The following is a 13831-nucleotide window of genomic DNA, read 5'->3' as shown; positions in this document are numbered from 1 at the left end:
GATGCCGGACACTCCCGCTTCCCTGTCCCTGCCCGAACACGGCCACCGGGCCTACGCGCTCCGATCCCGGGCGCTGGTCTCCGGGGTTTGGATGGCGACGCTCCTTCTGACCGCGGCGGCCTGGACCGCGGCGCTCTACCTGACGGATCGCGACCAGCGCGACGCGCTCCAGCGGGCCGAGCGCGACACCGGCAATCTGGCACACATCATCGCGGAACAGACCACACGGGCCATCGCCGGGACCGACCGCATCCTGTCCTTCATCGGCTATGATCTGTACCGGCTGGGCAGCCAGAGCCCGCTGCTGCGCGACGTGATGCGGAACGCGACGCTGGACTCCGATCTGCTGCTTCAACTTGCCTACGCGGACGGCAAGGGTGACCTGATCCAGACCAGCGTGGACAACGCCCCGGCCCGGGTGAATCTGGCCGACCGCGAGCATTTCCGCGTGCACAAGGAAGGCACGGTCCAGGGGCTGTTCATCAGCCGGCCGGTCTTCGGGCGGGCGTCGGGCAAATGGTCGATCCAGCTCAGCCGCAAGGTCACCGCTCCGGACGGTGGGTTCGGCGGGATGATCGTCGCCTCGCTCGACCCCTTCTATTTCGGGCGGACCTTCGACAATCTGGATGTCGGCCATGACGGCATCATCTCCATCATCGGCCGCGACGGCATCCTGCGCGCGCGCAGCGTCATGGACGACCGCATCATCGGATTGGATCTCGGCATGTCGCCGATCCTGCGGGAGGCGCAGGAGAAAACGCAAGGCTTCCTGCGTTCGGTCAGTCCCGTCGACGGGGGGGTCCGCCTGACCAGCTTCCGCAGCCTTCCGAACTACCCGCTGATCGTCAGCGCGGGCTTCGGCGAGGCGGAGTTTATGGCCGAAACCTGGGCGCGCCAGCGTGCCTACACCGTTGGCGCGGGCCTGACCACCGCCCTGCTGTTCGTCCTGGCCGCGTTGGTGACGTGGCAGAGCCGCGCCCAGGAACGCGCCCACGCCACCCTGGACGAGGCGGCACGGCATCTGCGCGCCAGCAAGACGAAGCTGCGCGATATCGCGGAGACGGCGTCCGACTGGTTCTGGGAGATGGACGCCGATCTGTGCTTCGCCGGTGTGTCCGGCGCCTATGCCGGCTCGATCCGCGATCCGGAGCTGTACCGCGGCCGGCGCTGCGAGGACATCGCCCAGCGCGAGGCCGGCGACGGCGCCCATTGGGAGGAACACCGCCGCACCCTGGAGGACCGGCAGCCCTTCCGCGATTTCGAATTCGCGGTCCGCGGACCGGACGGCGACACCCGCATCTGGTCGCTCAGCGGCAAGCCGGTCTTCGACGATCTGGGCGCCTTCGTCGGTTACCGCGGCTCCGGCTCCGACGTGACGGAACGGCGTCGGGCGGAACGGTCGCTGACCGACAGCGAGCGGCGCTACCGCGCCATGTTCGCCGCGGTCGGCCAGCCCATCGTGGTCACCGACCAGAACGCCGTGATCACCGGCTTCAACCCGGCGGCGGAATCCCTCTTCGGTTTCCGCGAGGTGGAGATGATCGGGCGGAACGTCAGCGTCCTGATGCCGGACGGGCATGCCGTCAACCACGACCGTCTGTTCCAGGAGTACCAGTCCAGCGGCCGCGGCAGCCCGAGCGGCGTGGTCCGCGAGGTGCCGGTCCGGCGCGCCGACGGTGCTCTGGTGCCCACCGAGATCGCCCTGTCGAGTTGGCGGGCCGGCGGGCGGGAGCATTTCATCGGCGTCTTCCACGACCTGTCCAAGGCCAAGCAGATCGAGGCCGACCTGCGCCGCGCCCGCGACAGCGCCGAGCACGCCAACCGGATGAAGAGCGAGTTCCTGGCGACCATCAGCCACGAGATCCGCACGCCGATGAACGGCGTGCTCGGCACGCTGACGCTGCTGGACGACGACGGCCTGAAACCGGAGGAGCGGCGTCTGGCCGGCGTCGCCCGCCGCTCGGCGGAAAGCCTGCTGCGGCTGCTCGACGACATCCTGGACTTTTCCAAGCTGGAGGCTGGGCGGATCGCCATCGAGGAGGAGACCTGCGCGCCCGCCGACCTCGTGGAGGCGGTGATGGCGGTGTTCCAGCCCTCGGCCGCGGACAAGGGGCTGACCCTGTCCTGTCGCATGCTGCCCACCGTGCCGGAGGCGGTGGTCACCGATCCGGCCCGCCTGCGGCAGATCCTGTTCAATCTGGTCGGCAACGCGGTGAAGTTCACCGGTACCGGCCATGTGGCCGTGCGCGCCCACCGCGGCGCCGACCTGCCGGACGGGCGCTTCCTCCTGGAGTTCGAGGTGGAGGACAGCGGCATCGGCATCGCCGCGGAGTCCATCCCGTCCCTGTTCGACCGCTTCACCCAGGCCGACAACTCGATCACCCGCCGCTACGGCGGCACCGGTCTGGGGCTGGCGATCTGCAAGGAGCTGTGCGGGCTGCTCGGCGGGACGATTTCCGTCTCCAGTGCGCCGGGCAAAGGAAGTCTGTTCCAATTCTCCGTCGCCTGCGCGCCGGGTGATCCGGCGACGCTGCGCCACGCCGCGGAGGCGCCGTCGGCGGCTCCCCTGCCCCCTTTGCGGATTTTGGCGGTGGACGACAACGCGGTGAACCGGGACATCGTGCGCGGTCTGCTGGTGCGCGGCGGACACAGCGTGGTCACCGCTGCGGACGGGGACGAGGCGGTGCGGACCGTGGAGCGGTCGGAGGAGCCCTTCGACGTGGTCCTGATGGATGTTCAGATGCCGGGCATGGACGGGCTGACCGCCACCCGCCTGATCCGCGCCTTGCCGGCGCCGCGCAACGGTGTGCCGGTCATCGCGCTCACCGCCCACGCCTCGGGCAGTTCGCTTCCGGAATGCGTGGCGGCGGGCATGAACGGGTTCGTGCCGAAGCCGTTGCGTCCGGCGGCGCTCGACGCGGCGATCCGTGCGGTCATCAGCAGCCCCGCTTCCAAGCCGGTCGCCGATGCGGTTCCAGAAACCGCTCCGGTTGCGGAGTTGCTGGACCGTGAACAGGTGGAAAGCGTGGCCGAGGCGCTCGGACCGGAGAGTTGGTGCGAGGCCGTGCGGGGCTTCTCCCGCACCGCGCGGGAGCAGGTGACGCTGATCAGCGCCGCCCTGGCCAACGGCGAGGAGCACCGCCGCGCCGCCCACATGCTCAAGGGGTTGTCCTGGAACGTGGGGGCGAAGCAATTGGGCGACCTCGCTCTGGCGCTGGAAAAGGCGCCGCCCGACGAGGCCCTGGCTTTGGCCCGAAGCCTGGAGGGCGTGCTGAAGGACAGCGTCGAGGCCCTGTCCGAGCCCCTGTCCGAGCCGTTGTGAGGCTCGGACAGGGGCTCGGGCCCGTTAGGAGGCCGGCATCTCGCCGGTCACCCAATAGTCCACGCGCTGCTTGTTGTTGGCGATGTAATTGTCGATCGCCTTGTCATAGGAGCTGTCGTCGGCCTCCAGCATGATCTTCTCCAGATCCTCCAGCGGCAGATACATCCGGGTCAGGAACTCGGCGACCTTGGGGTGCTCCTGGTAGAAGTCCTTGCGGGCCATGACGTGGACGCGCTCAAGGCCGCCCAGCGAACCCTTCGGGTCCTCCAGGTAGCGCAGCTTCCACTTGGCGAACATCCAGTGCGGGCTCCAGGCGGTGACGGCGATCCAGTCCTCGCGCCGCTCGGCGCGGCCGAGCGCGGCGGTCATCGCGGCGCCGCTGGCCGACACCAGCTCGTAGCCGTCGAGGCTGTAATCCTTCAGCGCCTTCTCCGACGCCTGCATCAGGCCCGAACCGGGGTCGATGCCCTGGATCTTGCCCTTCAGCTTCTCGCGGATCTCCGGCTTGGCGAGGTCGGCGATGGTCTTCACCTGATCCTCCGGCACATAGTCCGGCACGGCCCAGCCCAGGCGGGCGCGGGTGTAGAGCATGCCCAGCGGCACGATGTCCTTGCCCACCTTGTCCAGGTAGGAGGCGTGGGTGGTCGGCAGCCAGGACATCATCATGAAGTCGAGGTCGCCCTTGGCGAGCCCCTGATACTGCAGGCCGATGTCGGCCAGCACCAGCTCGACCGGCTGATCCAGCCGTTCCTGGATGAGGCGCTGCGCGAGCTTGGTCACCGCTTCGGCGTCGGACCAAGCGGTCCAGCCGATGCGGACCGGCTTCTTGTCCCCCTCAGCCGTGTTGGCGGCAGCGAAACCGGCGGAGGACAGGGCGGTGCTGCCGATCACGGCGGCGACGCCGAGGGCCATCATCTTCAGAAACGTGCGTCTCATGCGGAAAATCCTTTGTTTTGTATGGTTTTGGGGATGGCGGTTCATCCCGCTTCCGTGACTCCGTGCGTGGGAGACAGGTGGGCGTTGTCCTTCGGCGGATCCGCGCGGCGGCGGGTCAGCAGGGAGCGCAGGGCGGACCGGGGAGAGCGTCCCCCCGCGTCCGGGGTTCCGAAACTCTGGGTGATGCGGTCGAGCAGGATCGCCAGGATCACCACGGCCAGCCCGCCCTCGACGCCGAGGCCGATGTCAAGCCGCTGGATGCCGCGCAGCACCTCGTTGCCGACGCCGCCCGCCCCGATCATCGAGGCGATGACGACCATCGAGAGCGACAGCATGATGGTCTGGTTGATGCCGGCCATGATCGACGGCAGCGCGGTCGGCATCTGCACCTTGAAGAGGAGCTGGCGCGGCGTGCAGCCGAAGGCGAGGCCGGCCTCGACCAGCTCGTGCGGGACCTGCCGGATGCCCAGGCTGGTCAGGCGGACGACCGGCGGCATGGCGAAGATGATCGTCGCGATGATCCCCGGCACGCGGCCCAGCCCGAACAGCATGGCCGCCGGGATCAGGTAGACGAAGGCCGGCATGGTCTGCATCAGGTCGAGCGCCGGGCGCACCACGGTTTCCACCCGGTCGTTGCGCGCGGCGACGATGCCCAGCGGAACGCCGATGGTCAGGGCGATGGCGGTCGCCGTCAGCACCAGGGCCAGCGTGTCCACCGTCTGGTGCCACATGCCCAGACCGGCGACGACGAACAGCGCGGCCGCGGCGAACAGCGCGAAGCGCCAGCCGTTCCGCCACAGCCCGATCAGCACCACGATGGCGGCTAGCGCCACGCCGGGCAGCGAGGTCAGGGCGGACTGGACGCCGTCGGCGACCGCGCCGACCACGAGGTCGATGCCGTCGAACAGCCATTGCGCGTGGTCCAGCAGGAACATCACGGCGGCGTCGGCCCAATCGCCGATGGGAAGCTTGAAGTCCATGGTCAGCGCGTCCGTCCAAGGGTTTCCAGATAGGCGGTCTTGGAGATCGCCCCGACATAGGCGCCCTGCCCGTCCACCACCGGCAGCGGGCACGGGGCCGACGCGATGCGCGGCAGCACCTCGTCCATCGGCAGGTCGACGGGAAGCGGTTCGATGCCCGGAAGCAGCGCCTCGTCCAGCGTGGCGGAGCCGTTGTGCCGCTCGATGGCGCTGACCAGCGTCTCGACCGACACCACGCCGTGGAAGCGGCGGCGGCCGTCCTGGACGTAACCGAACTCGCGGTCCCGCTCGCGCAGCTGACGGACGGCGGCGCGCGGGCCTTCACCGGTGTGACGGATCAGCGTCACCTGATCGCGCCGGGCGATGTCGCCCGCCGTCAGGATCTTGGTGACGTCGATGTTGCGGAAGAAGGAGCGGACGTAATCGTTGGCCGGCTGCTTCAGGATCTCGTCAGGGCGCCCGACCTGGATGATCTGGCCGCCCTCCATGATCGCCAGCCGGTCGCCGATGCGGATCGCCTCGTCCAGATCGTGGCTGATGAAGACGATGGTGCGCTGCCGTTCGGCCTGAAGGCGCAGCAGCTCGTCCTGCATCTCCGTCCGGATCAACGGATCGAGGGCCGAGAAGGCCTCGTCCATCAGCAGGACGGACGGCTCGTTGGCGAGCGCGCGGGCCAGGCCGACGCGCTGCTGCATGCCGCCCGACAACTCCCGCGGGTAGCTTTCCGCGTAGGCGCCGAGGCCGACCGCGTCCAGCGCCTGCTGCGCCTTGTCGCGCCGCGCCTTCAGGCTTTCCCCGGCGATCTCCAGCCCGAAGGCGGCGTTCTCCCACACCCGCAGGTGCGGCAGCAGGGCGAAGGACTGGAACACCATGCCCAGGTCGCGCCGCCGTAGCTCGGTCAGCTCGGCGCGCGACAGCTTGGTGATGTCCCGCCCGTCGATCCGGATCTCGCCCGCGGTCGGGTCGATCAGCCGGTTGAGCATGCGCACCAGCGTCGATTTGCCGGAGCCCGACAGGCCCATGATGACGAAGATTTCACCGGCCTCGACCTCGAAACTGGCGTCGAGGACACCAACGGTCTGGCCGGTGCGTTTGAAGATCTCTTCCTTGGAAAGACCCGCCTTCAGCAGGTCGAGCGCCTGACGTGGGTGGCGCCCGAAAATCCGGGTGACGCCTTTTACGGCAATTTTCGCGGTCATCCGCTGATGCCTCCGCTCTTGGCAAAATGCGTGTGGTTCCGGAGCCCGAACGGGACCGGTCCGTCTTGCAGCCTTCATTGGAAGCAGGGGGAAGCAGGGGCGTGCCGGGGGTGGAGAGGCACGCAAGGCAAGGACTTTCGTCCGCACGCCAGCAATTTTGACAGCCGCGTCGCGACCGCCTCCCGCCAACCACAGGGAAAGTAAAGATACATGAGAAAACGCAAAAACAGCGAAGACTCATGAAATTGAAGGCTATATGAACAAGAAAACAGATTTATCTATGCATGCATACCGATGTCACCTCTGAAACAGACTGGGGTTGTAGGGAAATGCGCACGGGAATTGGCGCTCCTGAAGTGCGTTCAAGAGGACAATTCCTGGCCGCCACTGACAATAGGCTAACAAACTTTAGGAGAGATTTGAAGCCTTTTTGTGTCTTGGTTGGATATGGCACCGGATCAATGTCGTTCAAGCGTGAATCTAAGGGTTTATTATCCTATTTTTGGGCCGTGCCCCATCCGTTTTCGCCGCTTTGGGATGCGTCCTGCGGCGACCGGCGTGTTGTGGCGGCGGACCGGTTGCGGCACCATGTCCTTGCACGTCTTCCGTTTCCGGTCAGCAAGGGGCCTTGATGAGCAACCCGTTCTTCGAAACCTGGACCACGCCCTTCGGCCTGCCGCCTTTCGACCGCATCCAGGCCGAGCATTTTCCGCCTGCCTTCGACCATGGCATGGCGGAGAACATCGCGGAGATCGCGGCGATCACCGGAAACCCCGACGCCCCGACCTTCGCCAACACCATCGAGGCGATGGAGCGCAGCGGGCGCTTCCTGAACCGGGTCGGCGGCGTGTTCTGGAACCTGAACTCCAGCAACACCACCGACGCGCTGGAGACCATCGCCCGCGACTACGCGCCGAAATTCGCCCAGCATTCCATGCGCATCGCGCTGGACCCGGCGCTGTTCGCCCGCGTCGCCGACCTGTATGAGCGGCGCGACACGCTGGGCCTCGCCCCTGACCAGTTGCGCCTTTTGGAGCGCCAGCATCTGGGATTCGTGCGCAGCGGCGCGCTGCTGCCGCCGGACGCCAAGGCGCGGATGACCGCGATCACCGAGCGGCTGGCGACCCTGCACACGCTGTTCGGCCAGAACGTGCTGCACGACGAGAAGGACTGGCAGCTCGTCCTGGAGGAGAGCGACCTCGCCGGCCTGCCCGACTTCGCGCGCAACGCCGCCGCCCAGGCCGCCAAGGAGCGCGGGCAGGAGGGCAAGTACGTCATCACGCTGGCCCGTTCCTCGGTCGAGCCGTTCCTGACCTTCTCGGCCCGCCGCGACCTGCGGCAGGTGGCCTACGAGGCCTGGATCCGCCGCGGTGAGCATGAGGGCGAGCACGACAACCGCCCGCTGATCCGGGAGATCGTCGCGCTGCGCACCGAGCAGGCGAAGCTGATGGGCTACGCCAGCTACGCCGACTTCAAGCTGGACGACAGCATGGCGAAGGACACCTCCGCCGTCGAACGGCTGCTGCTGCAGGTCTGGGGTCCGGCCAAGGAGAAGGCCGCCGCCGAGCGCGCGGAGCTTCAGGACTGCGCCCGGGCGGAGGGCATGAACGAGCCGATCGCCCCCTGGGACTGGCGCTACTACGCGGAGAAGGTGCGGCAGGCCAAGTACGACATCGACGAGGCGGAGGTGAAGCCCTACTTCGTGCTGGAGAACATGGTGCGCGCGGCCTTCGACACCGCCGGGCGCCTGTTCGGGCTGACCTTCACCGAGCGGCCCGACCTGCCGGTCTACCACCCGGACGTCCGCGTCTACGAGGTGACCGAAAAGGATGGGCGCCACGTCGGCATATTCCTGCACGACAATTTTGCCCGGTCGTCGAAGCGCTCCGGCGCGTGGATGAGCAGCTACCGCGACCAGGAGACTTTCGACGGGGCGGTGTCGCCGATCATCGTCAACAACAACAACTTCTCGAAGGGCGAACCGACGCTCCTCAGCTTCGACGACGCCGAGACGCTGTTCCACGAGTTCGGCCATTTCCTGCACGGCTGCCTCAGCAACGTGCGCTACCCGAGCCAGTCCGGCACCTCGGTCCGCCGCGACTTCGTGGAACTGCCGTCGCAGATCTACGAGCACTGGCTGGCCGTTCCGGAAACGCTGTCCACCTACGCCCGCCATCACCAGACCGGGGAGCCGATCCCGCAGGACCTGCTGCGCCGCCTGCTCGCCGCCCGCAACTTCAACCAGGGCTTCGGCACGGTGGAATACACCGCGGCGGCTCTGCTCGATCTGGAGTTCCACACCCGGAGCGACGCCGCCGACACGGATGTCGCCGCCTTCGAGCGGTCGGTGCTGGACAAGATCGGCATGCCGGCGGAGATCGCCGTGCGCCACCGCCCGACCCATTTCCAGCATCTGTTCGCTGGCAGCGGCTACGCCGCGGGCTATTACGCCTATCTGTGGGCCGAGGTGCTGGACGCCGACGGGTTCGAGGCGTTCCTGGAAACCGGCAACCCCTTCGACCCGGACCTTGCGGCGAAGCTGAAGACGATCTATTCGTCGGGCGACACCCGCGACCCGATGGAGCTGTACACCGCCTTCCGCGGACGCGAGCCGCGCATCGAGGCGCTTCTCAAGCACCGGGGCCTGACCCAGTCGCTCGGGGACGCCTGACGCGCCGCCCATCGGCGCCGCAGACACGCACACGAGGACAAGGGACGGGGGGACCGGGCCGGACGCCCTCCCCCGTCCCGTGAGGATTCTGATGGCTGTTTCTCTTCTCGACCCCGCCCGCTACCGCCGCATGCCCTGGAAGAACGGCGGCGGCACGACCACCGAAATCGCCCTCCAGGAACTGCCCGGCGCCGCCGGCCGCTTCCTGTGGCGGGTCAGCATCGCCGACGTGGCGGAGGCCGGCCCCTTCTCCGCCTTCACCGGCTACGAGCGGCTGATCGCCGTGGTCGAGGGGGCCGGCATGCGGCTGACCGTGGACGGCGTCCCGGCGACCGTGACCAACCGCGCCGCCCCCTTCCGCTTCTCCGGCGACGCCGTGGTGGATTGCGCCCTGCTGGACGGGCCGATCCGCGACTTCAACCTGATCTTCGACCGCGAGCGGGCCGACGCCCGGCTCGACGTCCTGCCGGCCGACAAGGTTGCGGACATCCCGGCCGGCGGCATGGCACTGGTCCACGCGCTGGACGGCGAGGTGATCCTGCGCACCGGCGACAGCGTGGCGCGGGTGTCGCCGGGCTGGACCGCCCGTCTGGACGACACCGCCGCGACGCTGGAGACCGGGCCGGGGGCCTGCGCCGTCCTCGCCCGCGTCGCGGCGCGCGGGTAAGGGACCCCGGACGCGAGGTTACGGCGCCTTCCGGCAGGTCATCTCCGGAGCGCCGTAGCCCCAGGTCACCCGCGCTTCGCCCTGATGCTCCCAAAAGCTCTCGTTGCGGCCCTGGTAGCGGGCGCCGGACGCCGCCGGCTGTCCGACCATCAACGACACCGCGTCGCCGCGCTCGGCGATCATCGTCGGCGGGTCGGTCTCGAAGAAGGTGGTGGTCAGTTCGTTGGCCGCTTGGCCGTCGCAGGCGAAGCGGACCGGGCCGATGGAGGGCACCAGCCGGTATTTGGCCTGAAGCTCGGCGATGCGCAGGCGGTATTGCTCCTCCACGCAGGCGCGGCGGTCGTCGGCCTTCCAGCAGTCGTTCCGGCCCTTGATCCAGCCGCGCTGCTCCGCCTTCAGTGTCGGGGGATGCTCGTTCGCCGCCTTGCCCGCGGCCTCGCCATAGACACCGGCCAGCTTGCGGTCGAGCGCCGACAGGTCGGCGTCGCTGCAGACCATCCGCTCGATGCTGCCGGTCTCCACTCCGGCGCAGGAGAAGGAGGGGCCCACGGATTCTGCGGCGAGGGCGGGGCCTCCCCATGCGACCGTTGCCACAAGGGTGATGCGCAGGGCGTTGCGGTGCGCAGCCATGGAGTTTCTCCCGTCCGTTTCTCGGGGCTCGGTCAGAATGCCGCGTTCCACACCGCGGGGAAAGACGTCCCCTCTCCCCTCTGGGGAGAGGGTTAGGGTGAGGGGGTTGCGCGTGGCGGAACGTCCGGCAAAAGCGCATCCCCCTCACCCTCCCCACCGCTGCGCGGTGGGTCCCCTCCCTCTCCCCGGAGGGGAGAGGGTCATTTGGGCGACCGCTTCGCCGCCCCTCCCCTTTTCAGCCGCGGGGCAGGTAGCCGAGCTGGTGCGAGATCGCGTCCGCCGTCTCCACCACCTTGGTCCGCAGATGGTCGAGCGTGGCGGGCTGGTCCATCACGGCGCTGGGGCCGGACAGGTTGATGGCGGCGATGACCTCGCCCCGGTGGTCGCGGATGGCCGCCGCGATGGCGACGATCCCCGACACGAAGGAGGAGCGGTTCATCGTCCAGCCGCGCTTGCGGTCCTCCGCCACCTCCTGGATCAGCGAGGTGAGCGTGACCGCCGTGGTGTCGCTGTAACGGTCCAGCCGCACGCCGGTGTAGAGCTGCGCGATGGCCTCGTCGGTGAGGCCGCTCAGCAGCATCCGGCCCATCGCGGTGGCGTGGGCCGGCAGGCGGTAGCCGACGGCGATGTTGCTGGACAGCGTCATGTGCGAGTGCGCGCGGTAGACGTAGACGATCTCCGTCCCGTCGCGCACCGCCATGTGGGCGGAGATCTGCGTGCTGTCCCGCAGCCCGTCGATGTAGGGGATCGCCACCTCGATCCCGTCCAGCCCCGACAGGTAATGGTAGCCAAGCTGCATCGACCGCGGCGCGAGGCGGTAGGACTTGCCGTCCCCCACCCGCCCGATGTAGCCGAGATGCTCCAGCGTGAAGACCAGCCGGTAGGCCGAGGCCCGCCCGATCCCCAGCGCCTTGGCGATGTCGGTCAGGGTCAGCGTCCGGCGCTGCGGCGTGAACAGCTCCAGGATGGCCAGCCCGCGCTGCAGCGCCGGGGCGATGTAGGTGTTCGGATCGGTCTCGCTCATGTGTCCCGGCGCAACCCCTCGATGGCGCGCCGGTAGGCGGCCCGGATGGCGTCCTCCCGGACGTGGCGGCCGTCGCGCACCACGGTCCGCCCCGCCGCGACCACGTCGCGCACGGCGTGCCCGTCGCTGGCGAAGACATAGGCGTCCAGAAGGCTGTCGTCGGTCCGAGAAAGCAGTTTCGGGTTGTCGGCGTCAAGCACGACGAGGTCGGCGGGCTGGCCCACCCGAATCCCGCCGCCGGTCACCGGCTGGCCCAGCGCCTGCGCGCCGCCGGCCACCGCCGCCCGGTAGAGGCCGCCGCCGATGGACGGGCAATCCCCGATGCGCAGCACGTTGCGCCGCCGCTGCACCAAGCGCTGGCCGTATTCCAGGAGGCGAAGCTCCTCCGCCGCCGACACGCTGATGTGGCTGTCCGAGCCGATGCCGAACCGCCCACCCTGCGCCAGGAAGGGGATGGCGGGGAACAGCCCGTCGCCCAGATTGGCCTCGGTCGTCAGGCAGAGACCGGCCACCGCCCCGCTCGCCGCCATGCCGTCCACCTCGGCCGGGGTGACGTGCGTGGCGTGGACGAGGCACCAGCGCGGCCCGACCGCAGCGTTCTCCAGAAGCCATTCCACCGGGCGCTTGCCGCTCCAGGCGACGCAGTCGTCCACCTCCGCCGTCTGCTCGGCGATGTGGATGTGGATGGGCGCGCCGGGGTCGAGCGCGTCGAGGCCGGCCAGCGCGTCGCGCATCTCCTCCGGCGTCACCGCGCGCAGCGAATGCAGGGCGAGCCCGGCGCGGCGGCCCGCCCGCTCCGTTCCCATGGCCTTCTGCATGGCGGCGACGATGGACAGCAGCCCGTCCACGTCGTTGATGAAGCGCTTCTGCCCGTCGGACGGCGGCTTGCCGCCGAAGCCGCTGTGGGCGTAGAGCACCGGCAGGTGGGTCAGCCCGATCCCCGCCGTGTCGGCGGCGGCCAGGATGCGGCGCGACATCTCCGCCCGGTCGGCGTAGGGGCTGCCGTCGGCGTCGTGGTGGAGGTAATGGAATTCCGCCACCGCCGTGTAGCCCTGCTTCGCCATCTCCATGTAGAGCAGCGCCGCGACGGCCTCCGCCGCCTCCGGCGTCATGCGGCGGACGAAGCCGTACATGGCGTCGCGCCACGTCCAGAAGCTGTCCTCCGACGCGCCGGCGTATTCGGTCAGCCCGGCCATGGCCCGCTGGAAGGCGTGGCTGTGCAGGTTGGGCATGCCGGGGATCACCGGCCCGGCGGCCTGCGGGAGACCCTGCGCGGAGGCGTCCCGCTCCACCGCCGTCAGCGTGCCCCGCGCGTCGAAGCGCAGCGCCACGTTCGAGGCCCAGCCGTCGGGCAGCAGCGCCCGCCCGCAGAACAGTCCGTTCACGCTGTCCCCCGTCACGCTGTCCATCGCCGCCTCCATCACGCCCGCTCCTCCGCCCAATCGGCCATCGCTCCAATGAAGCGCCGGAGATGCGGACGAATCCGCTCGGCGCGCGCCTCGTCGAAGGCGAAGGGCGCATCCTCCTCCATGTAGGTCACCTGCGCCATCTCAAGCTGCACGGCGTGCCAGCCCTCGGACGGACGCCCGAAATGGCGGGTGATGTGGCCGCCCTTGAAGCGCCCGTTGAGGACATGGGTGAAGCCGTCGGCCCCGGCATCCGCGCCGACCGCGACCAGCCGGTCGCTCAGCACAGAATCGGCGCTGCGCCCGTCGTTGGTCCCAATGTTCAGGTCGGGCAGCCGCCCCTCGAACAGCCGCGGCACGACAGAGCGGATGGAATGGGCGTCGAACAGGACCGCCCGCCCGAACTGGTCGCGCAGTCGGGTCATCTCGGCGGTGATGGCGTCGTGGTAGGGCGCCCAGTAGCGGCTGACCCGCTCGGCCACCTCCGCCGCGTCCGGTTCGGCGCCCGGCTGGTACAGCGGCGCCCCGTCGAACAGGGTGGTCGGGCACAGGCCCGTGGTGGCGCCACTGTAGAGCGGCGTGTCGTTGCTGGGGCGATTCAGATCGATGACGTAGCGCGAGAAGCGCGCCTGGATCACTCCGACTCCGAGGTCCTCCAGGAAGTCGTAGAGCCGCGGCAGGTGCCAGTCCGTGTCGGGCAGGCCCTGCGCCTCCGGCACCAGCCGGCCGATGAATCCGTCCGGCAGCGCCGTGCCGACATGGGGCAGGCTGACCAGCACCGGACGGCGCGCGGCGCGAAACCCGAAAACGTCCATATCCTCTCTCCCGTGCGACAAGTGTTTTGTCAGCAAAACTTTTAGCGTCCCTGTTCGATCGCCCCCGGCGTCCGCGGCGTGCGCGGTGCTTGGCCTTAACACCAGCGTTGCCATAAGGCGTCCGTCATGCTCCAGTATGACAAACGGCGTTGACGCGGCTGTTTTCCCTGGGCAACATATG

Annotated in this window: 10 protein-coding genes; 3 read left to right on the top strand and 7 right to left on the bottom strand. The window is 68.9% G+C overall.

Going from position 1 to position 13831, the window contains the following annotated elements; all coding sequences use genetic code 11:
• The first annotated feature begins 1 nt into the window (after position 1).
• Positions 2-3322: a PAS domain S-box protein gene (locus AMK58_RS24785; protein ID WP_059399565.1), complete on the top strand. Its 3321-nt coding sequence runs from the start codon at positions 2-4 to the stop codon at positions 3320-3322.
• 24 nt (positions 3323-3346) lie between these two features.
• Here the strand turns inward: AMK58_RS24785 and AMK58_RS24780 are convergent, their stop codons facing one another.
• The 3 genes from AMK58_RS24780 to proV are packed head-to-tail and all read right to left on the bottom strand — an operon-like array spanning position 3347 to position 6437.
• Positions 3347-4258, bottom strand: coding sequence for a glycine betaine ABC transporter substrate-binding protein (locus tag AMK58_RS24780; RefSeq protein WP_244621386.1), 912 nt, complete (start codon positions 4256-4258; stop codon positions 3347-3349).
• 41 nt (positions 4259-4299) lie between these two features.
• Entirely contained in the window at positions 4300-5238 is a 939-nt protein-coding gene (locus tag AMK58_RS24775) for an ABC transporter permease (RefSeq protein ID WP_059399564.1), read from the bottom strand.
• Between the two features lie 2 nt (positions 5239-5240).
• Positions 5241-6437: a glycine betaine/L-proline ABC transporter ATP-binding protein ProV gene (proV, locus tag AMK58_RS24770; protein ID WP_059399563.1), complete on the bottom strand. Its 1197-nt coding sequence runs from the start codon at positions 6435-6437 to the stop codon at positions 5241-5243.
• Between the two features lie 631 nt (positions 6438-7068).
• Between proV and AMK58_RS24765 the strand changes: the two genes are divergently transcribed.
• Entirely contained in the window at positions 7069-9108 is a 2040-nt protein-coding gene (locus AMK58_RS24765; RefSeq protein ID WP_035679421.1) for a M3 family metallopeptidase, read from the top strand.
• A gap of 91 nt (positions 9109-9199) precedes the next feature.
• A complete protein-coding gene (locus tag AMK58_RS24760; protein WP_035679423.1) occupies positions 9200-9775 on the top strand; it encodes a HutD/Ves family protein in 576 nt (191 codons plus the stop codon).
• 18 nt (positions 9776-9793) lie between these two features.
• Here AMK58_RS24760 and AMK58_RS24755 read toward each other — a convergent pair whose 3' ends face one another.
• From AMK58_RS24755 to hutG, 4 genes are all read right to left on the bottom strand, one after another.
• On the bottom strand, positions 9794-10405 hold the full coding sequence (locus AMK58_RS24755) for an MliC family protein (protein WP_035679424.1): 612 nt from the start codon (positions 10403-10405) through the stop codon (positions 9794-9796).
• A gap of 235 nt (positions 10406-10640) precedes the next feature.
• Entirely contained in the window at positions 10641-11429 is a 789-nt protein-coding gene (locus AMK58_RS24750; RefSeq protein WP_035679426.1) for an IclR family transcriptional regulator, read from the bottom strand.
• The gene (locus tag AMK58_RS24745) at positions 11426-12814 is read right to left on the bottom strand and encodes a formimidoylglutamate deiminase (protein WP_236778354.1); all 1389 of its coding nucleotides are present in this window, start codon (positions 12812-12814) and stop codon (positions 11426-11428) included. The genes AMK58_RS24750 and AMK58_RS24745 overlap by 4 nt, the downstream gene beginning before the upstream one ends.
• A gap of 35 nt (positions 12815-12849) precedes the next feature.
• Positions 12850-13650 carry an N-formylglutamate deformylase gene (hutG, locus tag AMK58_RS24740; protein ID WP_035679432.1) on the bottom strand — a complete coding sequence of 267 codons (801 nt, stop codon included), beginning with the start codon at positions 13648-13650 and terminating at the stop codon, positions 12850-12852.
• Positions 13651-13831 lie beyond the last annotated feature (181 nt).

The organism is Azospirillum brasilense (assembly GCF_001315015.1).
GTDB lineage: Bacteria > Pseudomonadota > Alphaproteobacteria > Azospirillales > Azospirillaceae > Azospirillum > Azospirillum brasilense.
The sequence above is the reverse complement of the archived record's forward strand: the minus strand, read 5'-3'. Positions and strand labels throughout refer to the sequence as shown.

Bases quoted from the DNA above. Each gene is read 5' to 3' on its own strand.
- AMK58_RS24785 (WP_059399565.1), top strand. From the start codon at position 2: ATGCCGGACACTCCCGCTTCCCTGTCCCTGCCCGAACACGGCCACCGG.
- AMK58_RS24780 (WP_244621386.1), bottom strand. From the start codon at position 4,258: ATGAGACGCACGTTTCTGAAGATGATGGCCCTCGGCGTCGCCGCCGTG.
- AMK58_RS24775 (WP_059399564.1), bottom strand. From the start codon at position 5,238: ATGGACTTCAAGCTTCCCATCGGCGATTGGGCCGACGCCGCCGTGATG.
- proV (WP_059399563.1), bottom strand. From the start codon at position 6,437: ATGACCGCGAAAATTGCCGTAAAAGGCGTCACCCGGATTTTCGGGCGC.
- AMK58_RS24765 (WP_035679421.1), top strand. From the start codon at position 7,069: ATGAGCAACCCGTTCTTCGAAACCTGGACCACGCCCTTCGGCCTGCCG.
- AMK58_RS24760 (WP_035679423.1), top strand. From the start codon at position 9,200: ATGGCTGTTTCTCTTCTCGACCCCGCCCGCTACCGCCGCATGCCCTGG.
- AMK58_RS24755 (WP_035679424.1), bottom strand. From the start codon at position 10,405: ATGGCTGCGCACCGCAACGCCCTGCGCATCACCCTTGTGGCAACGGTC.
- AMK58_RS24750 (WP_035679426.1), bottom strand. From the start codon at position 11,429: ATGAGCGAGACCGATCCGAACACCTACATCGCCCCGGCGCTGCAGCGC.
- hutG (WP_035679432.1), bottom strand. From the start codon at position 13,650: ATGGACGTTTTCGGGTTTCGCGCCGCGCGCCGTCCGGTGCTGGTCAGC.